This is a genomic window from Streptomyces hokutonensis (genome assembly GCF_000376565.1).
GTDB classification, from domain to species: domain Bacteria; phylum Actinomycetota; class Actinomycetes; order Streptomycetales; family Streptomycetaceae; genus Streptomyces; species Streptomyces hokutonensis.
Window position 1 is genome coordinate 26,303 of sequence record NZ_BARG01000021.1, and the last position, 24,653, is coordinate 50,955.

Sequence of the window (24,653 nt, forward strand, 5' to 3'; positions counted from 1 at the left end):
GCGACGCCCCCGCCGGTGACGACCGGCGGGGGCGTTGTCCATCGGGCTCGGCATCTCAGCGGTCCGCGCGCCGCCGCACGTGGAGGTGACCGTCACGAGGGAAGGCGGGCGGCGCGGCGGGCAGAACCCTGTCGAACTCGTACCGGCCCTTCTCCGCGACCCGGCACGAGGCCAAGTTGTCCACCTGGTGCAGGAGTTCGAGCCGCTCCAGCCCGTCGGCGGCCAAGGTGTCGAAGGCCCAGTCGCTGACTGCGTCGAGGGCGCGGGGTGCCACTCCCATCCCGCGAGCGTGTGCGGCGGTCCAATAGCCCACTTCGGCGGCCGACTTGCCGGGGGTGACCTCCTTGAGAACCATATTGCCCACCAACTGCTCCTGAACCGAACCGGTTTGGACCCCAAGAACGGCGAACGCGAACCGCTCCCCCGCTGCCCAACCCCGCTCCTGCTCCCGCACCCACCGCGCCCCGTCAACCTCGTTGTCGACGAGGGAAGTTATCCACTGACGCAAGAGGGGATCCCGGCCCGCCTCGACCAGTGCGGAAACGTCCGCGAGCCGCCAGGGGCGGAGAACGAGGGCGGGGGCGGTGGGCGTCGCGGCTACGTGAAGTACGACGGGAGCAGTCATGAACTGATCATATTCAGCGCCGATTTCGCCCTGCCGTGTCTCACGTCTGCCCTGTCACAGCGGTGTCCGGACACGCAGAGCCTGAACGGACCAGTCGAGCGCCGGAGCCAGACTCTCCGGGGCGGGCCAGCCATTGACCACGGCGAGCAGCTGGAGATACCGCTCCCTGCGGGGGTCGTTGACGCGCTCCAGCCGAGCGGCCAGCCGACGGCGAAGGTCGATGTCGTCGGGGCGGTCGAAGAGGTGCGCATAGTCCGCGGCGAAGGCCGCAACGAACGGATCGGCCTGAGATGAGGCCGGTTCAATACCGGCTGCGAGGGCCGGCCCGACTTGGTCACGGACGACGGCGGCGATATCGCGACGCGGGCCCGTCGTCGCATCGCTTCGAACCTGCTCGGCGGCCTGCTCCTCGGCCAACTGCCGCACGGAGGCGCGAAATTCTGGATCCAGGGACAGTTCGGCCAACTCTACCCACGCCTGGACCTGTTCCGCATCCGGGTTGTCGGGCAGCTCGGGAGTCATCGAGCGCCTGACCCCGGCGAACGCGGGGACGGCGGCGTCAAGGCCACCAAAGACCGCGTCGAGGAACTCTCCGACCAGACGCCGCCGTTCGTCCTCGGACAGCCGAGCCAACCGATGCATGAGTTCCATCTCCTCAGGTGTAGACCCCCGCGCGGCCACCGCCGCCAGCACCGCCTGTCGCAGACGCAGAACACGAATCTGCACGGCCAGCGCTTCAGCATGCGCCGCGGCAACCTCGGGCAGCGAGAGCTCCCGGTCCACGACCTTCCGGATCGTGGAGAGGTCAAGTCCCAGCTCGCGCAGGGTCCTTACAAGGTCCAGGCGTGCAACGGCTTCGATGTCGTAGAGCCGGTAACCTGCGGGGCTGCGGTCCGTCGGCGCCACGATTCCGCGATCGGAGTAGAACCGGATCGTCTTGACCGTGAGCCCGGTCAGCCGAGCCAGCTCGCCGATCGAGTAGAGCGTGTCGCCGTCCATGTCCCCACCCTTACGTCTCCCCTTACTGGAGACTCAAGTGCACTGGAACGGAGCCATGAACGACATCGCTGAGAACGGCGCCTACGTCACCGCATCCATCAACGGTCAGGAATGGCGCGTTGCGTGGTATCCGCCTTCTGACGCGCCGCCGGGTAGGCCGCACGGCGCGGAGGCAGTATGCGTCGCCGATGGTCGAATCGTCGTGGTCAGCCCGGACGGACAGCGGTGGGGCCTGCCCGCCGGTCGCCCTGAGGGCCAGGAGCAGTGGGTCGACACGATGCGCCGCGAGGTCGGTGAGGAGGCCTGCGCCGAGGTGACCGACTGCCGACTCCTCGGGTTCAGCCGGGGCATCTGTGTGCGCGGCCCGGAGGAAGGGCTGGTGCTGGTCCGGTCGATGTGGCGAGCAGAGGTGCGTCTGGCTCCGTGGGACCCACGGTTCGAGATGGCGCACCGCCGCCTTCTGCCGGCGGAGGAGGTGTTCCAGTCCGTGGCCGTCCCCGACGGCCTCGGCCCCTTCTACCGCCGACTGTTCGCCGAAGCTGCCCTCCACGACCTCTGACCGCCACATCACTCACGCTCCGGTCGACTCGCACCGACCGGAGCCTCGACCCGCGTCACCTCAGTCCATCGTCGCCCCGATAGCCGTAGACCCCGTAGTCAGAAACATCGTCGCCGGCAGCGTCCCACTCGACGACCGCGCCCCGTACGCCGTCGTAGCGTCCACAGACTTGAAGGACGGAGTCGTGACGCCGCCGTCCCAGTTGTTCGCCGCGGACACCGTCCCCGAACCCAGCTTGTCCAGGCCCCCCTTGTTGGCGACCGCCAGGTTGCGGGCGAGGCGGGACTTGCTCGTGGCGAAGAAGAAGCCCGCCGCCGTGTTCGCGTACGCGGTGTTGCGGTTGAGGATGATCGCGCCGGTGTTGGAGTTCTCGGTGAAGCCGTTGAGGCTGTTGTCCCAGGCGGCGTTGTCGTTGACAACGTGGGCGACCGCGACGCCTCCGCCGCCGAGTTTGAAGCCGTTGCCGTTGCCCTCGAAGGCGGAGTCGTTCCAGCGGTTCTTGCCGTTGCCGAAGGCCCAGGAGTGGTCGATGGTGACCGGTGAGGAGAACTGCCACAGGTCGAGGCCGTCGTCGGAGTTGTTGTAGAGGCGGGCGCCGGTGACCTTGTTGCCGGTTCCGGAGCCGAACTTGATGGCTATGCCGTCGGCGTTCTGGCCGTGCCCGGCGGCATCGTAGTTGCCGTAACTGTCCAGGTTCTGCACGAGGTTGTTCGTCGTGCCGTCGCCGCGCAGGGTGAAGCCCGAGTCGCCGTTGTTCGCCGTGACCAGGTTCTTGAAGATGCCGCCGACGGAGGACGTGGCTACGAAGCCCTGGGCCGGGGAGTTCTGGAAGGTCAGGTTCTGGACGGTCCAGTAGTCGCCGTAGATGCCGGCCAGCCACTGGCCGGCCGGGAGCTTGGAGCCGTCGATCTTCACCTTCTCCGTGCCGTACGGCTCCAGCGTGATCCGGGCCGAACTCGTGCCGTTCGCCGTGGACTTGAGGGTCGCGGCCGGGGTGTAGGTGCCGGCGCGGACCTGGATGACCGTCCCCGCCGTGGCGTTGGCTACGGCCGACTCCAGCTGGGCGGTGGTGGACACGGTGACCGTCGACGAAGCGGCTTGTGCGCCACCGCTGTTGAGGCCGAGGTAGACGCCGCCCGCCCCCGCGGCGACGGCCACCGCGGCGGCGATCGAGAGGGTGCGGGTCCTGCGGTGGCGTCCGGTGCTCGTACGCACGGCGTTGGTTCCTTTCCTGGATGACGAGGACGAAACGGGCCGGAGGGGCCGCCCCGGCCCGTTTCTGGTTCCTGGTCGCCGCCGTGGCCGGAAAGGTTGCCCCGGCTCACGGGGAGCGGACCGAAACTTTCGATCAGCCCGGCCCCACCCGCACCGATTGACGCACCGCACCCCACTGGTGACACTCCGAAGGCACAGCCATTCAACAGAATCCCCCACACCCCCACAGGATGTACCATGCGACCCCGCACCGCCCGCGCCCTCCTGCTCCCCTTCCTGGCCCTTGTCACCCTCCTCCTCAGCCTGCTCGCCGCCCCGCCAAGTACCGCGCACTCAGGAGCACCGCCCGTGACCCACCCCCAGTACGCCGGCTATCTCTTCGCCTACTTCACCGGCGAGGGCACCGCCGACGGCGAGCAGATCCGCTACGCCCTCAGCCGTGGCAACGACCCGCTGCACTGGCGGGAGTTGAACCAGGGCAAGCCGGTGCTGACCTCGACGATCGGCGAGAAGGGGCTGCGCGACCCGTTCGTGATCCGCTCGCCGAAGGGCGACAAGTTCTACCTGATCGCCACCGACCTGCGCATGTACCGGAACAGCAGCGGGAGTTGGGACGACGTCCAGCGGCACGGCAGCAAGTCCGTGATGATCTGGGAGTCGACCGACCTGGTCCACTGGACCGACCAGCGGCTGGTGAAGGTGGCCCCGGACAACGCGGGCAACACCTGGGCGCCGGAGGCCTATTGGGACGACTCGCTCGGTGAGTACGTCGTCTTCTGGGCGTCGAAGCTGTACGCCGACGACGACCCCGACCACACCGGCTCGACGTACAACCGCATGATGTACGCGACGACGAAGGACTTCCGCACCTTCAGCGCGCCGAAGGTCTGGGACGACCCGGGCTACTCGGTAATCGACTCAACTGTCGTGAAGTACAAGGACACTTACTACCGCTACACCAAGGACGAGCGCGACCCGTCCTCCAGCTCCCCCTGCTCGAAGTTCATCACCGGCGAGAAGTCGACCTCGCTGACCTCCACGTCGTACGACTTCGTCTCCGAGTGCATAGGCAGCGGTGCGATCGAGCGGGGCGAAGGCCCGACTGTGTTCAAGTCCAACACCGAGAAGAAGTGGTACCTGTTCGTCGACGAGTACGGGCTGCGCGGCTACGTCCCCTTCGAGACGACCGACCTCGACTCCGGCCGGTGGACCCCGTCCACGGACTACCAGCTCCCCGCAAGTCCCCGGCACGGCACGGTACTTCCCGTGACTCAGGTGGAGTACGACCGGCTGCTGGCCGCGTATCCGGCGACCGCGACGTCGGTCGTGGACGCGACGGCGCACGGGCAGAAGGGGTACGCGATCGTCACGGAGGCCTCGTCGAAGGTAGTGCTGCCGATGCAACCCGGCGCGGATCTGCGGCACTTGGCGCCGACGCTGACCGTGGGCGCGGGGGCGAAAATCAACCCGCCGTCCGGTGGCCGACGTGACTTCCGTACACCGCAGACCTACACAGTCACGGCCGCGGACGGGACGAGCCGGACCTGGACGGTGGAGGCGGTACCGACGCGAAGTCCCGTGCTGCCGGGGCTGACCGCCGACCCGGACGTGCACTATCTCGACGGCCAGTACTGGATCTACCCGACGAGCGACGGCTACGCGAACTGGGGCGGGACGAGCTTCAAGGCGTACTCCTCAAGGGACTTGGTCAACTGGCAGGACCATGGAGTCGTCCTCGACCTGGGCCCTGACGTCTCCTGGGCCGACAAGAACGCGTGGGCACCGGCGGTCGCGGAGCGCGACGGGAAGTACTACTTCTACTTCTGCGCCGAGCAACAGATCGGGGTCGCGGTGGCGGACTCGCCCGCAGGCCCCTTCAAGGACGTGCTGGGTCAACCCCTCGTGCGGAAAGGCCAGTTCGCAGGCCAGATGATCGACCCGGCCGTCTTCACCGACGACGACGGGCAGTCGTATCTCTACTGGGGCAACGGGCACGCGTACGTGGTGCCGTTGAACGCCGACATGACGTCGTACGACGCGGCGAAGGTGAAGGACATCACGACGGGCGACTTCCGTGAGGGGTCCTTCGTGGTGAAGCGCAAGGGCACGTACTACTTCATGTGGTCCGAGGACGACACCCGCAGCGAGAACTACCACGTGGCCTACGCGACGGGACCGTCCCCGCTCGGTCCGTGGACCGAGCGGGGCACGATTCTGTCCAAGAACCCCGAGTACGGCGTCCTGGGCACCGGCCACCACTCCGTAGTGAACGCCCCGGGGACCGACGACTGGTACATCGTCTATCACCGGTTCGCCCTGAACGGGCCAGGAAGGCCTGGTGGGGACGGCACGCACCGGGAGACCACGATCGACCGCCTGCGGTTCGCGGCGGACGGAACGATCCTGCCGGTGGTGCCCACCCTCGGGTCGATCAGCCCCCGACCGACAACACGTACGAACTAGCTGACGAAGTACGTCGGGTTCGGGATCTTGTACGTCTTGTCGGCGTAGCCCCCGTCGAGGTCCGAGTACTGGTCGCCGAAGTTGGCGATGATGTTGTACCCGAGGTCCTCGATGTGCTTCCGGGTGCCGGACTTGTACTGCACGGTGGTGCAGGTCCAGGCCGTCACGGTGGCGCAGTCGCTCAGGTACGCCGGCGGGTTGGCCGTGTCCTTGAGGAACATGTGGTCGGCGTCGAGGTTGACGTCCGCGCCGACCTTCTTCAGGTTGTCGACCGCGTAGGTGCGCTGCGACTCCTTCAGGCCCGAGTTGTAGAAGACCGTGACGCCCTTGGACGCGGCGTACTTGACCAGCTCGGGGGTGCCGAAGACCTCCGGGCGGTTGGCCTGGGCGACGTAGGTGGCCCAAGTGGCCGAGCTGTAGCCGTAGTTGTTCTTCTTCTCGTAGTCGAGGCTGAGCAGCAGCGTGTCGTCGATGTCGAAGACGACCGCGGGCTTGGCGCCCTTGTGGTGCTTGCGGACGGCCTCGTCGATGTACTTCTTGGCGGACGCGTCGATGCGCGCCAGGTCCTTGGCGTAGGGGCTGGTCGCCGAGGCCTGGTAGACGCCGTTGGCGTCGAGCGTGGTGCCGTAGTAGGTGTCGATGTCCTTCGTCAACAGGCCGATGTTGTACGGCTCGTGGGTCGAGTTGGCCGTCGACTGACCGGCCGTGGCGACGCCCGTGACGTAGAGGGCCGCACCGGCGACGACACAGGCGGCGCCGACGGCGGCCGCTCTGAGGGACTTCCGCATGGAATCTCCGGATCTGGTTGTTTGGGGTGATGCACCAGGTCAGGGACTGTCTACGCGCATCACACCATGGGGGTGAGGGTCTTTATCCGATCGATACATAACCCACAGGGTGGGGAATTACCCTTCCTTGGGGCCCACTTGACCTCCTCTTGATCGGCTTCCCCTACCGTCGTGGACGCGACTGCGAACGGGGGAACGCGCGATGGGTGACGGCAAGGATCCGGCCAAGGTTCTCGATATTAAGACCGCCGACATCAAGCGGGCGGCACCGGACTTCCAGACGGCGGCAGTTGACCTGGGCAAGGCGCTGACCGCGCTGGTGAAGTCCCTCGACGGGCTGGGCGAGCCGTGGGGGAATGACAAGCAGGGCAAGGAGTTCGGGGACTCCTACAAGCCGCTGCAGAAGAAGATCGAGAGCGCGGCGGGCACGCTGGTGCTCGGGCTGACGAGCATTCACGAGGCCATGGTGGACATGGCGGACGGGCATGTGGACAACGACGAGTTGATCGCCGGGATGTTCACCGAAGTGAAGGTCACCAAGGCGGACGGTGCCGGTGAGCGTTGAGGACGAGGCCCGGAAGATCCTGCTGCATCTGGGCCTGTGGTGGCCGGAGGCCGACTCGGGGAAGCTGCGGTCGGCGGCGACGGCCTGGCGTACGTTCGCGGGTGCCGTCGACGATGTGCGCGGCCCGGTCAACCAGAGCGCGTCGTCGATCATCCACAACAACACGGGTGAGTCGATCGAGGCGTTCGGCAAGTTCTGGGACCGCTACGCCAAGGACAAGGACAGCGGCTGGCTGAAGGACCTCGCCGACTCCGGGCGTGAAATGGCCACCGCGCTGGAGAAGTTCGCCGACGCGATCGACGACGCCATCAACAAGCTCTGGACGCAGATCGGCATCGACGCGGCCGTGATCGCGGGCGGGGTGGCGCTGGCGTTCTTCACCGCGGGCCTGGCCTCCGGCGCGGCGGTCGCGGCGGCCGACCTGGTCATCGAGTTCGGTGCCGGCCTCGGTGTCGCGGTCTCCACGACGATCGCCGAGATCGCCGGGGGCACGCTGGTCGCCGCCGCGTTCGGCGGGATCGAGTCGGTGACCGTCGACCTGGCCGTCGCCCAGCCACTGAAGATCGCGACCGGTCTGCAGCAGGGCTTCAGCCTCGACGAGGTCAACCAGGCCGCCCAGGACGGCATGCTCTTCGGCGGCGCGCTGGGCGCCGGCGGCGGGGTCGTCAAGGCGGGCATCGAGGGCGCGTTCAGCGACACCACCCCGCTGTTGCTACGACCGCCGTCGCTCCGCCCCGACCTGGTGGAGCTGGGCCCGGCGGCCCGCAACGCCGACCGCACCCCCTGCGTGGGCGAGCCGATCGACGTGGCCACCGGTGCGATGCTGATGACGGCGACGGACCTGGCGCTGCCGGGGAGCCTGCCGCTGGAGTTCACCCGCACCCACCTGTCCTCCTACCGCGGTGGCGTCTGCTTCGGCCCGACCTGGATCTCCACCCTCGACGAATGCCTCCAGATCGACGGCGAGGGCGTGGTGTTCGCCGCGGCGGACGGCATGCGCCTGGTCTACCCGGTGCCCGAAGCGGGCGTGCCGACGATGCCGGTGAAGGGTGTGCGCTGGCCGCTGGAGTGGGACGGCAAGCCGGACAGCGCGATGACGGTCACCGACCCGGCGACGGGAGTCGTCCGCACGTTCGCCGCCCCGGTCCCCTCCCCCACCTTCGGCGTCTTCCACCTCGCGCTGGACTCCTGGAGCGACCGCAACGGCCACCGCGTCGACGTGGAACGCGACGACGAGGGCGTGCCGTTCGGGCTCCGCCACTCGGGCGGCTACTACGTCGCCGTCGACACGACGGGCCCCCGCATCACCGCGCTGCGCCTGCTCGACGAACCCCCCTCGCGCTACGGCCCCGAGGGCCCGGTGGGCGAGGGCACGGTCGTGATGCGCTACGGCTACGACGGCGCCGGCAACCTCACGGAGGTCGTCAACTCCAGTGGGGAACCTCTGCGGTTCGCGTACGACGAGCAGGGCCGGGTCACCAAGTGGACAGACCGCAACGGCACTTGGTTCGCCTACGTCTACGACGAGCACGGCCGGGTCGTGCGCACCGAGGGCGTCGACGGCATCCTGTCCGGCACGCTGACCTACGACGACACGTCACGCACGACGACGTACACCGACTCGCAGGGCCGCGTCTCCACCCACCGCCACAACGCGGAGGGCCTGGTCGAGGAGGAGACCGACCCGCTCGGCAACGTAACCCGCACCCGGTGGGACGAGTACGGTTCCCGCCCCGTCTCGGTCACCGACCCGCTGGGCCACACGACCCGGTACGCCTACGACGACGCCGGCAACCTCACCGAACTCACCCTGCCCGACGGGTCGTTGACGCGGGCCGAGTACAACGCGCTCGGCCTGCCGACGGAGGTCGTGGAGCCCGGCGGGGCGGTGTGGCGGCATACCTACGACGAGCGCGGCAACCCGCTGGCGACGGTCGAGCCGACGGGCGCTGAGACCCGCTACGCGTACGACGCGTCGGGCCGGCCGACCTCGATCACCAACGCGCTCGGCCACACCCGGACGGTCGCGTACGACGCGGCCGGTCTCCCGGTGTCCCTGACCGACGAGTTGGGCCACACGACCTCGCTCCGCCGCGACTCCTTCGGCCGGATCACCGCGATCACCGACCCGCTGGGCCACACCACCCACATGGGCTGGACCCCGGAGGGCAAGCCGTCCTGGCGTGAACTGGCGGACGGGGCAAGGGAGTCGTGGACGTGGGACGCGGAGGGCAACCTGAGCGTCCACACCGACGCGGCGGGCAATGTCACCCACCACTCCGCCACCCACTTCGACGTGCCTGCCTCGCGGACCGACCCGGACGGGGCGCGGTACGAGTTCGCGTACGACACGGAGCTGCGGCTGACGGGAGTGACCAATCCGCAGGGGCGGACGTGGTCGTACACGTACGACGAGGCCGGCCGGCTGACCGCGGAGACCGACTTCAACGGGCGGACGTTGACGTATGCGCATGACGCGACTGGGCGGCTGAACTGCCGTACGAACGGGGCCGGGCAGTCGCTGCGCTTCACCCGCGGTCCCCTGGGACGTGTGGTGGAGCAGCGCGACGAGGCGTCCGGCGACATCAGCACGTACGCGTACGACACGGGCGGAAGGCTGAGTCGGGCCGGCAACAGGGACGCCGAGGTGGTGGTAGGCCGAGATCCACTCGGCCGGGTCGTCTCGGAGACCGTCAACGGCCGGACGACCACCTTCGAATACGACGCCCTCGGGCAGCGCACTCGACGCGTGACGCCGTCCGGGCTGGTCTCCGACTGGACATACGATCCGGCCGGGCGGGCAACCGGACTTCGCACCGCCGAAAGGGAGTTGACTCTCCTCTACGACGCGGCGGGCCGTGAGACCGAGCGGCGCGTCGGCGACGCCGTCTCTCTCACCCAGAGCTGGAGCGCGGCCGGTCGTCTGACCACACAGACGGTGGCATCACCGTCCGCCACGGCCGGGGCCGACCGACTGCTTCAGCACCGCACCTATGCCTACCGGGCCGACGGCTACCTCACCGAGATCCGCGAACTGACCTCCGGCACCCGCCACTTCGTCCTGGACGGCATGGGCCGGGTCACCGGGGTGCACGCTCACGGCTGGACGGAGACCTACGCGTACGACCCCGCCGGGAACATCGTGTCGGCGCAGGCACCTGGGCACGGTTCCCCCGGCGAGCGCGAGTTCGACGGCACGCTCGTCCGTGGCGCGGGGCGCACCACTTACGAACACGACGCCCAGGGCCGCCTGGTGGGCAAGAGGCTCAAGCTCCTCGACGGCCGGACACGCGCTTGGTCGTACGACTGGAACGCGGAGGACAGGCTCACCGAGGTGGTCACCCCGGAAGGGGATCGTTGGCGTTACGCCTACGACCCGTTCGGGCGCCGTATCTCCAAGCATCGGGTAAGGGAGGACGGGACCGAGACCGACCGCGTCGACTTTTCCTGGGACGACTCCCGGATTGCCGAGCAGACCGGCCCGGACGGCAGGGCCATCACCTGGGACTACGCGCCGGACACCGACCGTCCTCTCGCCCAGACGGATCACCGGCCGACGGCTGTCCGACCCGGGACTTCGTTCCTCGCCCGGCTGGCCGAGGAGACGACAGCCGGCGACGACACCCGCTTCCACGTGATCGTCACCGATCCGGTCGGCACGCCTGCCGAGTTGATCACTCCCGACGGCCGGGTCGCGTGGCAGCGGCGTACCTCTGTGTGGGGGACGGGGCTGCCGTCGGTGCCCTACGGCGAGGTGCCGGTGGACTGCCCGTTGCGTTTCCCCGGCCAGTACGCGGATTCCGAGACCGGTCTGCATTACAACGTCTTCCGGTACTTCGATCCGGAGACGGGAGGATTCATCTCGGCCGATCCGCTCGGTCTCGATCCTCATCCCAACCACTACGCGTACGCGTCCAACCCCTTCGCCTGGCTCGACCCGTTGGGGCTCGCCTGCAAGAAGATTCCGACTGACGAACTGAATTGGAACGCCCGCAGTCGACCGACCTTCGGGCACACCTTCAGCGAGCACGGAGCAGGCGCGAAGAACACGAAGAGTCTGACCGACCGCGCACGCACCACGGGGAATTCACAAGGACAGTGGCTGGACAACGACAAGGCTCTGGACTTCCTCAAGGCGCAGCACGACCCCGAGGGCGGAGTGCGTGAGGTCGCGCTCCCGAAGGGAATGGGGCAGGTCATCATGCCCAACGGTGAGATTGTGGAGGCCAACTACGCGAGGTTGGTGCCCAAACCCGACGGATCCTACAAAACAGCGTTTCCGATCGTGAAGAAGTGAGTACGCCCGTGGAATTCCGAATGAGTCTGGTTCCGCCGTCCCGCGAAACCCCGTTGACGCCCGACTTCGAGCTCGACGAGGACTACGAGTCCCTGGTCATGGACACATGTCAGCTGTTGGCGGAGACGGACTGTCGTTTTCACGTCGCGGGTTTCGGCCAGGATCCCTGGCCGGTCGACATCTCCTACGACCTCTCGTCGGTCATGGAGCAACTGCCCGAGGCCATGGCCTCCTTGAGCGACGGGAAGCCCACGCAGATCGACTTCTACGGCCAGGGAGTCGAACGGCTCGTGACGTTCACTCCGCACGACGGACAGGTCGTCATCACCTGTACGACGGAGACCGACTGGACTCCCGATCCGGGCACGGAGACCGTCTCGCCAGAAGAGGCGAAGGCCACGTTGGCCACCCTGGCCCACGACTTCAGGCGAGCACTGGATCTGGCCTGCCCGGACATCGCCGCGGTGCGGCCGTTCACCCACTGGTGAAGGCTCGATGAAACGGGCTGACCCCCGGACGAGGACGGCGGCTGCGTGCACGAGATCGTGCTCACCGATGCGAGCATCACGGTGCGTTGCCAGGATCTGGAGGCCGTGTGGGGCGACAGGGGCTGACATGGGCCCGGTCCCGGATTCCCGAACCGGGCCCGCGGAACAGGTCAGTTCATCGTCGCGCCGATCGTCGTGGATCCCGTCGTCAGGAACGTCGTCGCCGGCAAAGTGCCGCTCGACGAACGGGCGTTGTACGTCGTCGACGCGTCCGTGGAGACGAAGGACGGGGTGGAGATGCCGGAGTCCCAGTTGTTGCCGGCCGACGTGACCGCGGAGCCCTTGGTGACCGAGCCGCCGCCGTTGCTCACCGCGAGGTTCTTGCCGAGCTTGGCGGAGCTGGTGGCGAAGTAGTAGCCCCACTTGCTGTTGGCGTACGCGGTGGTCCGGTTGATGACCAGGGCACCGGTGTTGGAGTTCTCGGTGAAGCCGTTGCCGGCGTTGCCCCAGGCCGCCGAGTTGTTGATGACGTGCGCGACGACCTCGCCGTCACCGCCCAGCTTGTAGCCGTTGCCGTCGCCCGCGAAGGCAGAGTCGGACCAGCGGTTGACGCCGTTGCCGAAGGACCAGGTGTGCTCGACGGTGACCGGGGTGGAGAAGGACCAGAAGTCGATCCCGTCGTCCGAGTTGTTGTAGAGACGTGCGCCGGTGACGAGGTTCCCGCTGCCGGAGCCGAACTTGATGGCGACCCCGTCCGCGTTCTCGCCGTGCGTGGCGGCGTCGTAATTGCCGTACGAGTCAAGGTTCTTGACCGTGTTGTTGACGGTGCCGTCGCCGGTGAGCGTGAAGCCGGAGTCGCCGCCGTTGATGGTCTTGACGTTGTTCCAGTTGGTGCCGGTGCAGGACTGGCAGACGACCGCGCTGTCCGGGGAGTTCTGGAAAGTGATGTTGGAGACGTTCCAGTAGTCGGCGGTCAGCTTGAAGATCCAGGACCCGGACGGCAGCGACGAACCGTCGATCTTGACGGTCTCCGAGCCGTACGCGGTGAGCGTGACGGGCGAGGACGAGGTGCCGTTGGTCGTGGACTGGAGGGTGGCCGTCGGGTAGTACGTGCCGCCGCGGACCTGAATGACCGTGCCTGCGGTGGCGGTTGAGATCGCGCTGGTCAGTTCGGCGGTCGTGTCGACGACGACCGTGGCGGCCTGGGCCTGGGTGGGGAGGACGGCGAGACCGGTGCCGAGCGCCAGGGCCGTGGCCAGGGTGAGAGCGGTACGACGAGACATAGGAGTGCGGTCCTTTCGTCGTTCACTTGCGGATGGGGGGACTTCAGGGACGCCAGTCGCCGAGATAGGTCGCGGGGGTGTGCAACGCGGCCTCGGCGGGCGTGAGTTGGGGCCGGTTCTCCGGGACGGTGATCACGGAGCCCGGGCCCGTGTTGCGGTACTCGTGGAAGCGCATCGACTGCCAGGGGTAGGCGTCGCGCATGTTCGTGTAGGGCGCGACCGGGTCGATGCCGGGCCCGATCCGGGTGTCCCGCACGACGAGGGACGGCCAGGCCGTCGTCTCGTACGACGGGACCCACGGGCGGGCCAGCTTGTACGCGGCGTCCTCGGCACCGGAGGTGATCCGGGAGCGGACCGCGAGGATGCCGTGCGGGTTGGCGCGGGCGGTGGAGGGGGCGAAGACCATGCCCTTGGGCGTGAAGGCCACGTCCCGTTGGAGGGTGTGGAAGTGGCAGTCCGCGAAGACGGCGGTGGCCCGACCGAAGACGAAGTCGACGTCCCCCTCGATGTAGCAGTGGGAGAAGTACTGCCGGTCGAAGGCGTCCAGCGCCGAGGTGTCCACGAACAGGGTGTCCTGGTGCGCCAGCAGCCTGACGTGTGAGAACCGCGAACGGTCGCCCGTGACGTACGCGGCCACCGCCTGCGTGCCCGTGATCTCCGGATGGTCGGCGCGCAGCCAGTCGTTGGCGAGCGTGAGGTCCCGAACAGTCAGCCCGGGCGCTGCCGAGGTGAAGGTCGCGGAGCCCGCCGTGCCGTAGGTCCCCGAACCGTCGGGCCTCTGTGTCCCGTTGGCGTTGCCGTAGACGATGACGACGTCACGCGGATCGCGGGTGGCGCCACGCAAGGTCAACTCACCTGTCTCCGCAGGCACGTTGATGACTTCTCTGTACGTCCCGGGGTGCACGACGATCGTCCAGCCGGTGCCCTCCACCGCGTCCACCGCCGCCTGCACCGAGTCGCCGGGCCGGACGTGCAGGACACGACGACGGTCGAGAGCGACAGCCGGTGCCGCGCCGGCGGCCACCAGTCCCCCGGCGATCCCCGTCAGGAGTGTGCGTCTGCGCAGGGTCATCTCCGCCCCGGCTTCCAGTCGCCGAGATAGACCTCTCGTGTCGCCGACTCGGCCTGTTCGGCGGTGAGTTGGGGCCGGTTCTCCGGGACCCCGATCAGCGCACCGGGGCCCGTGTTGCGGTACTCGGCGAACCGCTGGCTCTGCCAGGGATAGGTGTCGGACATGTTGGTGTACGGCGCCACCGCGTCGATCCCCGCACCGAGCGCCGTCTCCCGCACGGTGAGCATGGGACGGGCGGTGGTGTCCGAGCCGGGCACCCAGGGGCGGGCCAACTTGTAGTAGCCGTCCGGGGCTTGGCTGCTCACACGGCTGTGCGTCACCAGGTATCCGCGCGGGTTGGCGACCGCCGTGGAGGGCGCGAAGACGAAGCCGTACGGTGCCGTCGCGAGGTCGGTGCGGTTCAGGGTGCGGAAGTGGCAGTGGTCGTAGACGGCCGTCGCCCGCCCGAAGACGAAGTCGACGTCTCCCTCGACGTAGCAGCGCGCGTAGTACTGCCGGGCGAAGACGCCGAGGGCCGACGAGTCGGCGTACAGGGTGTCTTGGTGCCCGAGGAAGCGGCAGTCGAAGAACGCCGAACGGTCGCCCTGCACCTTGATGGCGACCGCCTGCGTGCCGGTGATGTCGGGGTGCTCGGCGCGCAGCCAGTCGTTGGCGAAGGTGATGCGGCGGGCGGTGAACCCGTCGGTGCGGATGAGGGTGGTGGCCGAGCCGGAGGTGCCGTAGGTACCCGAACCGTCGGGTTTCTGGGTCCCGTTGGCGTGGTCGTAGACGATGACGACGGCACGCGGGTCGTCGTCGGCGCCGAGCCAGGTCATCTCGCTTGCCGCGTCGGTGAGTTGGCCGGTCGCCGGGTCGGTGACGCCGACGGTGACCGTCTCGCGGTAGACGCCGGGGGCGATGACCAGGGTGTACCCGGCGCCGGTCGCGGCGGTGACGGCGGCCTGGACGGTGGTGAAGTCGCCCCGGCCGTACGGGTCGACGTACAGGGTGAGCGGGGTGAGGCGCACGGCCGGTGAGCCGTAGCGGCCGAACGGGCGGGGCCGGGTGGCGGCCCGGGCGGGGGCGGAAGTGAGGCCGAGCGCGGCGCCCGTGGCGACGGTGCCCGCCGCGAGGAACCCCCGTCTGGACAGCGGGCGTTGGAGGTGCTCGTGCAAGGGCATGCGGGTGCTCCTTATGACGAGATGGCGGGATGGCGGGATGGCGAGACGACGAGGGGTCAGCGCAGGCGGCCCGCACCGGCGTTGTGGTCGACGAGGAACGGCACGGCCCGCGCGGGGTCGACCTTCGTGCGCAGGGTCGGGGTCCAGCCCGCGCCGGACTGGAGGATCTCGCTGGGCACACCGGCGTTGTGGACGGCGATCAGGTCGGTGAGCTCGCCGTTGACGTAGTTGTCGTCGGCGGTGAGCGGCGCCTCGGACCACTTCTTGAGGATGGTGGCCTCGGAGATGCCGGCCGGAACGGTGAACGCGTTGTGCTCCGCGACGAGTTGGGACTCCAGGCCGATGCCGTAGCTGTAGCCGTATCCGGGCTCGGCGACGAAGTGGTTGTTGTAGGAGTCCACTTGACCGAACCGGACGCGGGGCGCGCGCTCGACGAGGTTGGCGAACAGGTTGTGGTGGAGCGTGACCTTCAGATGCCCCCGGTCGACAGCGGCAGTCGAAGCGCTGTCGCTGTTGCCGATGAGGATCGTCTTGTCGTGGTCGGAGAAGACGTTCCAGGAGGCGGTGACGTAGTCGGCGCCCTTGACGATGTCGAGTTCGCCGTCGTGCTGCTCGAAGATCCGCCCGTAGTAGGTGGGCAGTGAGCTGTCCGGGTGGGCGCCGTCGGTGAACGTGTTGTGGTCCAGCCACACATGGGTGGAGCCGTAGATGACGGCGCTGTCGTACTCGGAGTTCCAGTTGCCGGTGTCGCCGTCGGTCGGGTCCCACTGCGGGAAGCAGTCGAGCGGGCTCTCGAAGGCGAGGTTGCGGACGATGACGTTGTCGACGGCCGTGATCTGCAGGCTGGCGCCCTTGAACCCCGCGTTCTTGCCGATGCCGATGATGGTGGTGTTGGCGGGCACGAACGCCTTGATGGCGGTGTTCTGGTTGGCGGCCGACACCCGGCGAAGCCCCTCAGGGCTGTCGGCCGGCTCGTTGTCGAGGTTCTGGTCGTAGCCCCAGACGGCGGGGTCGTAGGTGGCGAGGTACTGCGCGAAGTCGTAGCCGGGCGCGGCGAAGGAGTCGCAGCCCTCGGCGTTGGCGTCGATGATCCCCTTGACTCTGATGACCTTCGGCGCGGTGCCGCCGGCGGCCAACGCGGCCTTGAAATCAGCCCAGTTGGAGACGGTGTAGACGTGGTCGGGGGTGGCGGCGGCCCCGCCGCTGGTGCCGGTGCCGTAGGAGGCCCAGCCGTCACCGGCGCCGAGGGTCTCGCGGGCGAGGCTGCGCGGATGGGCCTGGGCGGTGGTGCCGGTGAGAGCGAGAGCGAGCGCCGTGCACCCGACCAGCGAAGCTATGACGCGTCCATGACATATAAAGGAATGCACTGTACGGGTCTCCTTGCTCAGAGGACGTCCGAGGCGTCCGTCGCCTCGGGCCAGGTGATCCAGGACGTGGGAATCTCGTCGCGCAGCCGGACCACATCACGCGGCGCGAGCACCCGGGTACGCGCCAACTCCCGCGCCACGAGCCGCGCCACGGCGATCGCACCGGGCGGATTGAAGTGCGTGTTGTCCTGCTCTGTGTCGGTCCAGTTGAAGTAGACCTTCGTCTCCTCGACCCCGAGCCGCTGCCACAACGCCAGCGACAAGGCCTCGACGTCGAGCAGCGCGACCCGCTCCTCCTGGGCGAGCGCACGCATCGCCGCCGGGTAATCGCCGTGCGTGGGAACGGCGTTGCCGTCGGCGTCGAACCTGCGGCGCTCGACGGGTGTGGCGAGCACGGGCCGGGCACCACGGCTGCGGGCGCCGTCGAGGTAGAGCCGCAGATAGTCCTGGTACGTCGTCCAGGGCTCGGTGTAGCGGGTCGGATCGGCGATCTTCTCGTCGTTGTGCGCGAACTGGACGAGCAGAAGATCACCGGGCCGGACGGCGGCGAGGATCGCGTCCAGCCGCCCTTCGTCGACGAAACTCTTCGAACTCCGGCCGTTGACGGCCTGATTGGAGACCTCCACCTCTTTGCGGAGAAAGAAGGGAAGGGCCATTCCCCACCCGGTTTCCGGGGCTTCGGTGGAGTACTTCTGGGCGGCGGTGGAATCACCGGCGATGTAGAGAGTACGGCCCTTTTGCCGACCGACTCCTAAGGGAACAGCAGCAAGACCAGCAAGGGCGATCTGTCTGCGGGTAAGAGGCACGATGGCTCACCTTCCGGCTTTGTCTTTTAGGGGCGCGGGGAACTGCGCGACCAGCCCCCACCGGCCCGCAGCCCCCCACAAACCGAAACCACCCGATCTCAGTGGTTCTTCTTCCAATCCGCCTGCGCCGCATTCAACTGGTCGGCCAACGTGTCCAGAAACTCCTTCGCCGTCACCTTCCCCAGCAACAGCTTCTGGAAATTCGGCTCATTGTCGGCCTTGGAGATCGTGTTCCAGTCCGGCAGGTAGTACGGCAACTGCACAATCTTCGTGTCGGCCCCATTGAGCGCCTCAGCCGCCAACTGCGTAGGCTCAGACTTCTGAATCCACGCGGAGCGAGCCGCATCCGTGTTCGCCGGCACCTGCCCCGCAGACTCGTTGAACTTGGAGTTCTCCGCCGCGGACACCGCGAACTCGATGAACTTCCACGCCGCGTCCTTGTTCTTGCTGGACTTGAACAGACTCAGCCCGTCAACGGGGTTGGAGATCTGCACACGCGTGCCGTCGTCCAGCGTCGGATTGGGAATGCCCTTGAACTTGTCCGCGCCCAGCGCCTTCAGATGGTCCTGATACGACCCGAGGTTGTGACTGAGCATCCCGATCGTGCCGCTGTCCCACTGCGCGACCATCTTGGTGAAGTCGTTGTTGAGGTCGGCGGACGGAGTGTCCTTCTTGAACAGGCTCACGTACTTCGCCAACGCGGCAACATTCTTCGGGTCGTTGACCGTCGTCTTGTCGCCGTTCCAGAACGAGGTGATCCCGGTCTGCCCGTACACCGCGTCGAGGGCGGGCGCGATGGAACCCTCACCGCCCCGAATGGTGAAGCCGAACTTGTTCTTGGCCTTGTCGGTGAGCTTGTCGGCGGCTGCGTAGAACTTCGACCAGGTGGTCGGCGCGTCAAGACCGGCCGCCTTGAAGAGGTCCGTGCGGTACCACAGCGTGCCGTTGTTGGCGGAGGTCGGAATCTGGTACAGCGTGTCCCCGCCACCGGCGGACTTGCTGACGTCGAGCAGGTTCTGGCTCAACTTTCCGTTCAGAGAACTGGACTTGAGCCGACTGTCCAACGGCTCAAGCGCCCCCTGCACCGCGACCTCGGCGAGCACCGCGGTCCCCACCCCGCCGACGTCGGGCAACCCGCCGCCCTGGATCGCGGTGTCGTACTTCGACTGGGCGCTCGCGGCCGGTATCCCGACGTACTTGACCTTGATGTCGGGGTTCTTCTTCTCGAAGTCCGCGATGATCTGCTTCCAGATGTCGGTACGGACACCGCCGTTGTTGTCCCAGAAGGTGATCGTGCCCTTGCCGGAGCCCTCGTCGCCCTTGTCCCCCGCTCCGCCACTGCCGTCGTCTCCGCAGGCGGTGGCGGTCAGCGCGAGCACGGAGCCCAGGGCGACGGCCATCGCGGCCCGCCGGCTTCTGCGGATGCTGGTCTTCATAGGTCGGCTCTCTTCTTGTGGATCCAACGGGGTGACGAGGTCACTGGCAGCGACCGGCAAGCGCTTGCTACGGAGGTGCGTCATTGCGACTCCCAACAGGCGTACGGGCAGGGCGAGTTAATGGAGAGAACTGATCCGGAACCGCGTGAACACGGCCGCGCCGGCATGTCCCGTGCCGGCGGGCGCGAGCGCGAAGAGCCCGAGCAGGGCCCCGACCCAGCGCCAAGGGGTGGCGGCGAAGACCTGACCGCTCGGCCGCGGCCCGTCCCCGACGTCGTAGAAGAAGCGGCACCGCGCCCCGGCACCGATCTCGATCCGCAGCCGGACCCGGCCTTCCGGTGCGAGGCAGGACTCCCCCGCGTCCCGTTCCCGCTCGGCGACCGGCTCGGCGAAGCGGTGCACGAATCGCACCAGCCCGTCCGCGCCCCGCTGGAGTCCGATCCAGCTGTACGCGTCACCCAGCACGGCCAGTCCGGCGCGCGCACCCAACTCCTCGCTGTGGAGACGCAGTTCCACCTCGACCGCGACAGGCGCGCCGGGCAGTCGCTGGGTGAGGAGGTTGGGAAGCCTGCGCAGGTCGTGTGCCTCGGCGGAGCGGGCGCAGGTGAGTCGTAGGCCGTCGCCCGAGTGGTGGGTGGCCCAGCCGTCCTGCGGGTTCGCCGTCCACTGCCACTGGCGGCCGTACCGTCCGCCGGGGAAGTCGTCGTCGGTGGCGGGCGCGGCGGGCGGCTGCGGCGGGAGATCCGGTCTCCGGTGTACGGCTACGGGGGCGCCCGCGTCGCCGATGACCGGCCAGTCTCCGTCGCCCCAGCTCATCGGCTGGAGGTGCACAACTCGGCCGTAAGCACCGCGCTGTTGGAAGTGCAGGAACCAGTCCTCGCCGGACGGGGTGCGCACCCACGCGCCCTGGTGGGGGCCGTTGACCTCGGTGTCCTTCTGCTCCAGGACGACCTTCTCCTCGTACGGTCCGAAGAAGCCGCGCGAGCGGAACGCGCCCTGCCAGCCGGTCTCGACTCCCCCTGCGGGCGCGAGGATCCAGAACCAGCCGTCGTGGCGGTGGACCTTGGGGCCCTCCAGGGTGAACCAGCCGGGGAGGTGGTCCGCGTCTACGATCACCTTGCCGTCGTCGAGCAGGGTCGTGCCGTCGGGGTGCATACGGTGGCCGGTGAGGCGGTTGTTGATGCCCGCGCGGGACTTGGCCCAGGCGTGGACGAGGTAGGCCTCGTCGTTGTCCTCGTCCCACAAGGGGCACGGGTCGATCAGGCCCTTGCCCTCCTTGAGGAGGTGGGGGCGGGTCCAAGGGCCGCGTATCTCGGGGGCGTTGATCTGGAAGATGCCCTGGTCGGGGTCGCCCCAGAAGATCCAGAAGCGTTCGTCGTGGTACCTCAACGCGGGAGCCCAGACACCGCAGTCGTGCCGTGGGGTCCTGAACTCCCCTGCTGGCTCGAGGCGTTGCAGGGCATGGCCGACCAGGGTCCAGTTCACCAGGTCGCGGGAGTGCAGCAGCGGCAGACCGGGTACGCGACCGAAGCTGGACGCGGTGAGGTAGAAGTCGTCGCCGACGCGGATGACGTCCGGGTCGGACCAGTCGGCGTTCAGTACGGGGTTGGTGTACGTCTCGGGGGTCACTGGCCGACCGCCTTCCGCACCAGGACCGCTGCCTCGCCCCGGTCCAGGCTGCCGTCCGCGACGACGGTGACGATGCGCCGTACGACCGTGTCGCCGGGCGGGATCGGCAGCCGTTCGTCGAACGCCAACGACGAGCCCACGCCCGGGTATTCGGCGGTGCGGACGAACCACGGGTCCTGGCGGGAACGGTCCGTGGCACCGGCGAAGACCAGCGTCCAGCCGGAGCCGGCGAGGGCCAGCCAGTCGGCGCGGGTGCCGTGGACGGCCGGTTCGCCCTCGCGGTCGGCGGTGAAGACGTGCGGGGTCTCCGCCTCCTTGCGGGCCCGCCAGAAGAACCCGCCGTACGCGGCTCCTGGGCGGCCGTTGGTGGCGGGGCTGCCGATCGACAGGGGTTCGGGCGTCGCGTTCGTGAGGGAGAAGGTGAAGTCCAACGCCCAGGCGGTGTCGGTGAGTTCGGTGGCGGCGACCGTACGGCGTTCGCGTAGCAGCTCGGCGCCGGAGGCCACCCAGCGGAGTTCCTCGACGAAGCCGTCGGGGTCGCGGAGCTGGAAGGCGGAGTGGCGTTGGGCGCCGTGGTTGTCCAGTTCGGTCGGCCCCTCGTCGCGGACGTACGTCCGGCCGCCCCAGAAGTTGTGCCCCTCGACGTCGGGAACGGCGACACCGACGCCGAGGTGGTGGGTGTGGTCGACGGGGCTCAGTTCGGTGACCGCCGTACCGGACAAGGTGGTTACGGGGTGCAGATACGGGCGTGGGGAGAGCCGGGCGGGCAGCTCGGGCCTGGTGACGTACCGGGCGACCGGGCGGCCCGCGACGCGCAGCACCGGTGTGTCATGGGTGATCATCAGGTGCTCACCTCTTTCGGTGGGGCCCAGGGGGCGCCCAGCTCGGAGTAGAGGGCGAGGGTGTCGGCCGCCGCCGTGACCAGGGCGTCGATGCCGGGGACGACCCGGCGGTTCTCGGTGGGGATCAAGTGCCAGGCGCTGGTGGGAAGTTGGGCCGGGTCGGAGGCCTGGCGGATCGCTTCGACGACCTTCATGAAGGCGCCCGTCGCGTCCGGTTCGACCAACAGGGCTTCGCCGTCGACGAGATGGGCGACCAGGTTCTCCAACAGGTCCGTGCTGCCGTACTCGAACTCCTCCGGGCCGTGGCCCGCCCGCTGGAGCAGGACGCGGTCCTGCTTGTACCAGTAGGTGATCCGGCCCTCGCTGCCGTGCACCAACACATATGGATCGCCGGGGTGTTCGGCGCACAGGGTCACCGCGACGGTGACCGGGCGGCCCTGGACCGTGGTGACGCGGACGCAGGAGGTGTCGTCGGACTCGATGTCGTTGGCACGCACGAGTTCGGTCTCGATGCGGACGACGTCCTCGGCGCGGGTCGTGCCGTTGAGGGCGAGGGCGGTGGCGACGGCGTGCGCGAGGGGGTTGGTCAGCGCGCCGTCGATCACGTCGACGCCGTTGAGGCGACGCTTGCCCGCCCAGGGGGCCCGCTGGTAGTACGCCTCGTCGCGCGCCCAGGCACCGGCCCCGCCGACCCCGGTCAGGGTGCCGATGGTGCCCTTGGCGATCAGCTCGCGGATCGCGGGTACGGCGTGCGAGCCGAGCGACTGGAACCCGATCTGGCAGACCACCCCGGCCGCGGCGACCCCGTCGGCCATCCGGCGGAACTCGGCGTACGAGGGCGCGGGCGGCTTCTCCAGCAGCAGGTGCACACCCCGCTTCGCGGCGGCGAGGGCGAGGTCCGTGTGGGTCGGGATCGGGGTGCAGACCACGGCCACCTGGGCGCCGGTGGAGTCGAGGAGTGCGCCGAAGTCCGGTGACTGCGCCGGGAGTTCGGCGCCGAACTCCTCCTCGGTCAGCGGAGTCAGCTCGCAGATGCCGACGAGGCGTACGAGTCCCTTGTCCTGGAGCCGGCGGATGTTCTCGACGTGCCAGCGGCCGTGGCCGCGGGCGCCGGCGAGGACGACGGGGACGGGTGTGGAAACGGTCGTGGCACCGCTCGGGCGGGTCATGGGATTCTCCCTGCGTCGACGATCTTCGCCAGCAGGGTAAGCGGTTGCCTCATCCCTTCACCGCCCCCGCGCTGAAGCCGGTGATCAGCCACTTCTGGATGAAGGCGAAGACGATCACCACGGGTACGGCCGCGACGATGCCGCCTGCGGCGAGCGCGCCGAGGTCGACGCTGTCCGCGCTCATCAGGGTGTTGAGGCCGACCGGGATGGTCTGCTTGCTCTGGTCGGAGAGGAACATCAGGGCGAAGAGGAAGTGGTTCCAGGCGTGCACGAAGGCGAAGGAGCCGACGGCGATCAGGCCGGGCCGCAGCAGCGGGAGGACCACGATGCGGAACGCGGCGAAGCGGTTGCAGCCGTCGACCCAGGCTGCCTCTTCCAGGGACTGCGGGACGTTCCGGATGAAGCCGCTGATGAGGATCATCGACAGCGGTAGCTGGAAGACGGTCTCCGCGATGATGACGCTGCCGAGTGAGTTGATCATCTGGAGCTTGGCGAAGATCTGGAACAGCGGGACCAACAGCAGTGCGCCCGGAACGAATTGGGAGCAGAGCAGGGCCAGCATGAAGGTGCGCTTGATCCTGAACTCGAAGCGGGCGAGCGCGTAGCCGCCGGCCAGGGCGACGACCGTGGTGAGGACCAGGGTGGCGACGCCGACGTAGACGCTGTTCTGGAAGTAGACGCCGAAGCTGCGTTCGGTCCACACCTTCTGGAAGTGGTCGAGCGTCATCGGCCAGGGCACGAGGGAGGTCGAGCCGGCCGGGCGGAACGCGAAGAGCAGGATCCAGTAGAAGGGGATCAGGGTGAAGACGAGGTAGATGCCGAGGGGGACGTAGAGCTGCCAGCGCGGGACCTCGTCCCAGGCGCGGCGGGCCTTGCGCGGTTGCTGTGGTGCGGTGGACTCCCGCTCGCGGGCCGGGGCGATCTCGGTGATCACTTGTCGCCGCCTCCGAACTTGCTCAGGCGCAGATAGACGATCGAGAAGAACAGCAGGATCACGAACGCGACCGTGGTGAGGGCCGACGCGTAGCCGAAGTTGTGTGCTTCGACGCTGGTGTTGGCGACATAGAGCGGGAGCGTGGTCGTCTCGCCGGCCGGGCCGCCGCCGGTCAGGGTGTAGAGGAGGTCGACGTTGTTGAACTCCCACACCGCGCGCAGCAGGGTGGAGAGGACGATCGCGTCCTTGAGGTGCGGGAGCGTGATGTGCAGGAACTGCTTGAAGCGGCTCGCGCCGTCCACCTCGGCGGCCTCGTAGAGGTCCTTCGACACGGACTGGAGGTCGGCGAGGATGAGGATCGCGAAGAAGGGGACGCCCCGCCAGAGGTCCGCAACGACCGCCGCCGAGAAGACGGTTGAGGGGTCGGAGAGCCAACTCGTGCCGTACTGGCCGATTCCCATGTCCGCGAGATAACGGGTCACGCCCGTCTGCGAGTTGTAGAGCAGCACCCAGATCGCGGAGGTCAGCACGCCTGACACGGCCCACGGGGAGAACACCAGAGCGCGGCCGATGGACCGGCCCACGAAGGTCTGGTTGACGATCAGCGCGAGGGCCAGTCCGAAGAGGAGTTGGAGGCCGACCTCTACGACGACCCACTTGGCGCTGAAGGTCAACGTGTCCCAGAACTGGGGGTCTTGGGTGAAGGCGTGGGTGAAGTTGTCGAGGCCCGCGAAGCCGTTGCGCCACGGTTTGGTGGGGTTGTAGTTCTGCAGGCTGTAGTAGAAGACGCTGATGACCGGGTAGGCGATGAAGCCCAGCATGAGCAGCGCGGCCGGGGCGATCAGCAGATACGGGAGCCTGCGCGGGGTCGCGGAGGCACGGCGCCGCCGGGGTGGCGCGGGCGGTTTCGCCACGGCTGCGGCTTGGGCCATGACTGTTCTCCGTTCCAGTGGGGC

General features: G+C 68.3%; 20 protein-coding genes. 5 read left to right on the top strand and 15 right to left on the bottom strand.

Features of this window, described 5'->3' with window-relative positions; all coding sequences use genetic code 11:
- Positions 1 to 55: 55 nt before the first annotated feature.
- Both SSP08S_RS10175 and SSP08S_RS10180 read right to left on the bottom strand, forming a co-directional pair.
- Positions 56 to 625: a GNAT family N-acetyltransferase gene (locus SSP08S_RS10175; protein ID WP_019067480.1), complete on the bottom strand. Its 570-nt coding sequence runs from the start codon at positions 623 to 625 to the stop codon at positions 56 to 58.
- Between the two features lie 54 nt (positions 626 to 679).
- A complete protein-coding gene (locus tag SSP08S_RS10180; protein ID WP_019067481.1) occupies positions 680 to 1,624 on the bottom strand; it encodes a MerR family transcriptional regulator in 945 nt (314 codons plus the stop codon).
- 55 nt (positions 1,625 to 1,679) lie between these two features.
- On the opposite strand from SSP08S_RS10180, the gene SSP08S_RS10185 reads away from it, so the two are divergent.
- On the top strand, positions 1,680 to 2,183 hold the full coding sequence (locus SSP08S_RS10185) for an NUDIX hydrolase (protein ID WP_158697157.1): 504 nt from the start codon (positions 1,680 to 1,682) through the stop codon (positions 2,181 to 2,183).
- 60 nt (positions 2,184 to 2,243) lie between these two features.
- Here SSP08S_RS10185 and SSP08S_RS10190 read toward each other — a convergent pair whose 3' ends face one another.
- A complete protein-coding gene (locus tag SSP08S_RS10190) occupies positions 2,244 to 3,398 on the bottom strand; it encodes a right-handed parallel beta-helix repeat-containing protein (protein WP_019067483.1) in 1,155 nt (384 codons plus the stop codon).
- Positions 3,399 to 3,635: 237 nt separating this feature from the next.
- Here SSP08S_RS10190 and SSP08S_RS10195 point away from each other — a divergent pair, with 237 nt between their 5' ends.
- Positions 3,636 to 5,861, top strand: a complete 2,226-nt coding sequence (locus tag SSP08S_RS10195; RefSeq protein WP_019067484.1) for a glycoside hydrolase family 43 protein — start codon at positions 3,636 to 3,638, stop codon at positions 5,859 to 5,861.
- On the opposite strand, the gene SSP08S_RS10200 is transcribed toward SSP08S_RS10195, so the two are convergent.
- Positions 5,858 to 6,649 (bottom strand): HAD family acid phosphatase, encoded by a 792-nt coding sequence (locus SSP08S_RS10200; RefSeq protein WP_019067485.1) that lies wholly within the window; start codon positions 6,647 to 6,649, stop codon positions 5,858 to 5,860. The genes SSP08S_RS10195 and SSP08S_RS10200 overlap by 4 nt on opposite strands.
- Before the next feature lie 202 nt (positions 6,650 to 6,851).
- On the opposite strand from SSP08S_RS10200, the gene SSP08S_RS10205 reads away from it, so the two are divergent.
- From SSP08S_RS10205 to SSP08S_RS58180, 3 genes are read left to right on the top strand one after another with little or no spacing between them, the layout of a single operon-like run.
- Positions 6,852 to 7,214, top strand: a complete 363-nt coding sequence (locus SSP08S_RS10205; protein WP_019067486.1) for a hypothetical protein — start codon at positions 6,852 to 6,854, stop codon at positions 7,212 to 7,214.
- Positions 7,198 to 11,511 carry a DUF6531 domain-containing protein gene (locus SSP08S_RS10210; RefSeq protein WP_019067487.1) on the top strand — a complete coding sequence of 1,438 codons (4,314 nt, stop codon included), beginning with the start codon at positions 7,198 to 7,200 and terminating at the stop codon, positions 11,509 to 11,511. Before SSP08S_RS10205 ends, SSP08S_RS10210 begins: the two co-directional genes overlap by 17 nt.
- 20 nt (positions 11,512 to 11,531) lie before the next feature.
- Positions 11,532 to 11,999 (top strand): hypothetical protein, encoded by a 468-nt coding sequence (locus SSP08S_RS58180; RefSeq protein ID WP_019067488.1) that lies wholly within the window; start codon positions 11,532 to 11,534, stop codon positions 11,997 to 11,999.
- A gap of 170 nt (positions 12,000 to 12,169) precedes the next feature.
- Here SSP08S_RS58180 and SSP08S_RS10225 read toward each other — a convergent pair whose 3' ends face one another.
- From SSP08S_RS10225 to SSP08S_RS10275, 11 genes are all read right to left on the bottom strand, one after another.
- Positions 12,170 to 13,282, bottom strand: coding sequence for a right-handed parallel beta-helix repeat-containing protein (locus SSP08S_RS10225; protein WP_019067489.1), 1,113 nt, complete (start codon positions 13,280 to 13,282; stop codon positions 12,170 to 12,172).
- A 43-nt stretch (positions 13,283 to 13,325) separates the two neighbouring features.
- Positions 13,326 to 14,348, bottom strand: coding sequence for a pectinesterase family protein (locus SSP08S_RS10230; protein WP_026178359.1), 1,023 nt, complete (start codon positions 14,346 to 14,348; stop codon positions 13,326 to 13,328).
- A gap of 2 nt (positions 14,349 to 14,350) precedes the next feature.
- Positions 14,351 to 15,514 (bottom strand): pectinesterase family protein, encoded by a 1,164-nt coding sequence (locus SSP08S_RS10235; RefSeq protein ID WP_019067491.1) that lies wholly within the window; start codon positions 15,512 to 15,514, stop codon positions 14,351 to 14,353.
- 56 nt (positions 15,515 to 15,570) lie between these two features.
- Positions 15,571 to 16,881, bottom strand: coding sequence for a pectate lyase family protein (locus SSP08S_RS10240; protein WP_019067492.1), 1,311 nt, complete (start codon positions 16,879 to 16,881; stop codon positions 15,571 to 15,573).
- Positions 16,882 to 16,898: 17 nt separating this feature from the next.
- Positions 16,899 to 17,687: a rhamnogalacturonan acetylesterase gene (locus SSP08S_RS10245; protein WP_026178360.1), complete on the bottom strand. Its 789-nt coding sequence runs from the start codon at positions 17,685 to 17,687 to the stop codon at positions 16,899 to 16,901.
- A gap of 98 nt (positions 17,688 to 17,785) precedes the next feature.
- Positions 17,786 to 19,123, bottom strand: a complete 1,338-nt coding sequence (locus SSP08S_RS10250; protein ID WP_019067494.1) for an ABC transporter substrate-binding protein — start codon at positions 19,121 to 19,123, stop codon at positions 17,786 to 17,788.
- Between the two features lie 117 nt (positions 19,124 to 19,240).
- Entirely contained in the window at positions 19,241 to 20,752 is a 1,512-nt protein-coding gene (locus tag SSP08S_RS10255) for a glycoside hydrolase family 43 protein (protein ID WP_019067495.1), read from the bottom strand.
- Positions 20,749 to 21,594 (bottom strand): DUF6807 domain-containing protein, encoded by an 846-nt coding sequence (locus SSP08S_RS10260; protein WP_019067496.1) that lies wholly within the window; start codon positions 21,592 to 21,594, stop codon positions 20,749 to 20,751. Before SSP08S_RS10260 ends, SSP08S_RS10255 begins: the two co-directional genes overlap by 4 nt.
- Complete coding sequence (locus SSP08S_RS10265; protein WP_019067497.1) at positions 21,594 to 22,763, bottom strand: Gfo/Idh/MocA family protein; 1,170 nt, start codon at positions 22,761 to 22,763, stop codon at positions 21,594 to 21,596. Before SSP08S_RS10265 ends, SSP08S_RS10260 begins: the two co-directional genes overlap by 1 nt.
- 49 nt (positions 22,764 to 22,812) lie before the next feature.
- Positions 22,813 to 23,697, bottom strand: coding sequence for a carbohydrate ABC transporter permease (locus tag SSP08S_RS10270; protein ID WP_019067498.1), 885 nt, complete (start codon positions 23,695 to 23,697; stop codon positions 22,813 to 22,815).
- On the bottom strand, positions 23,694 to 24,629 hold the full coding sequence (locus tag SSP08S_RS10275; RefSeq protein ID WP_019067499.1) for a carbohydrate ABC transporter permease: 936 nt from the start codon (positions 24,627 to 24,629) through the stop codon (positions 23,694 to 23,696). The genes SSP08S_RS10270 and SSP08S_RS10275 overlap by 4 nt, the downstream gene beginning before the upstream one ends.
- Positions 24,630 to 24,653: the final 24 nt, after the last annotated feature.

Coding starts and splice junctions, on each gene's coding strand:
- SSP08S_RS10175 (WP_019067480.1), bottom strand. CDS start 625: ATGACTGCTCCCGTCGTACTTCACGTAGCCGCGACGCCCACCGCCCCC.
- SSP08S_RS10180 (WP_019067481.1), bottom strand. CDS start 1,624: ATGGACGGCGACACGCTCTACTCGATCGGCGAGCTGGCTCGGCTGACC.
- SSP08S_RS10185 (WP_158697157.1), top strand. CDS start 1,680: ATGAACGACATCGCTGAGAACGGCGCCTACGTCACCGCATCCATCAAC.
- SSP08S_RS10195 (WP_019067484.1), top strand. CDS start 3,636: ATGCGACCCCGCACCGCCCGCGCCCTCCTGCTCCCCTTCCTGGCCCTT.
- SSP08S_RS10200 (WP_019067485.1), bottom strand. CDS start 6,649: ATGCGGAAGTCCCTCAGAGCGGCCGCCGTCGGCGCCGCCTGTGTCGTC.
- SSP08S_RS10205 (WP_019067486.1), top strand. CDS start 6,852: ATGGGTGACGGCAAGGATCCGGCCAAGGTTCTCGATATTAAGACCGCC.
- SSP08S_RS58180 (WP_019067488.1), top strand. CDS start 11,532: ATGAGTCTGGTTCCGCCGTCCCGCGAAACCCCGTTGACGCCCGACTTC.
- SSP08S_RS10225 (WP_019067489.1), bottom strand. CDS start 13,282: ATGTCTCGTCGTACCGCTCTCACCCTGGCCACGGCCCTGGCGCTCGGC.
- SSP08S_RS10235 (WP_019067491.1), bottom strand. CDS start 15,514: ATGCCCTTGCACGAGCACCTCCAACGCCCGCTGTCCAGACGGGGGTTC.
- SSP08S_RS10250 (WP_019067494.1), bottom strand. CDS start 19,123: ATGAAGACCAGCATCCGCAGAAGCCGGCGGGCCGCGATGGCCGTCGCC.
- SSP08S_RS10260 (WP_019067496.1), bottom strand. CDS start 21,594: ATGATCACCCATGACACACCGGTGCTGCGCGTCGCGGGCCGCCCGGTC.
- SSP08S_RS10265 (WP_019067497.1), bottom strand. CDS start 22,763: ATGACCCGCCCGAGCGGTGCCACGACCGTTTCCACACCCGTCCCCGTC.
- SSP08S_RS10275 (WP_019067499.1), bottom strand. CDS start 24,629: ATGGCCCAAGCCGCAGCCGTGGCGAAACCGCCCGCGCCACCCCGGCGG.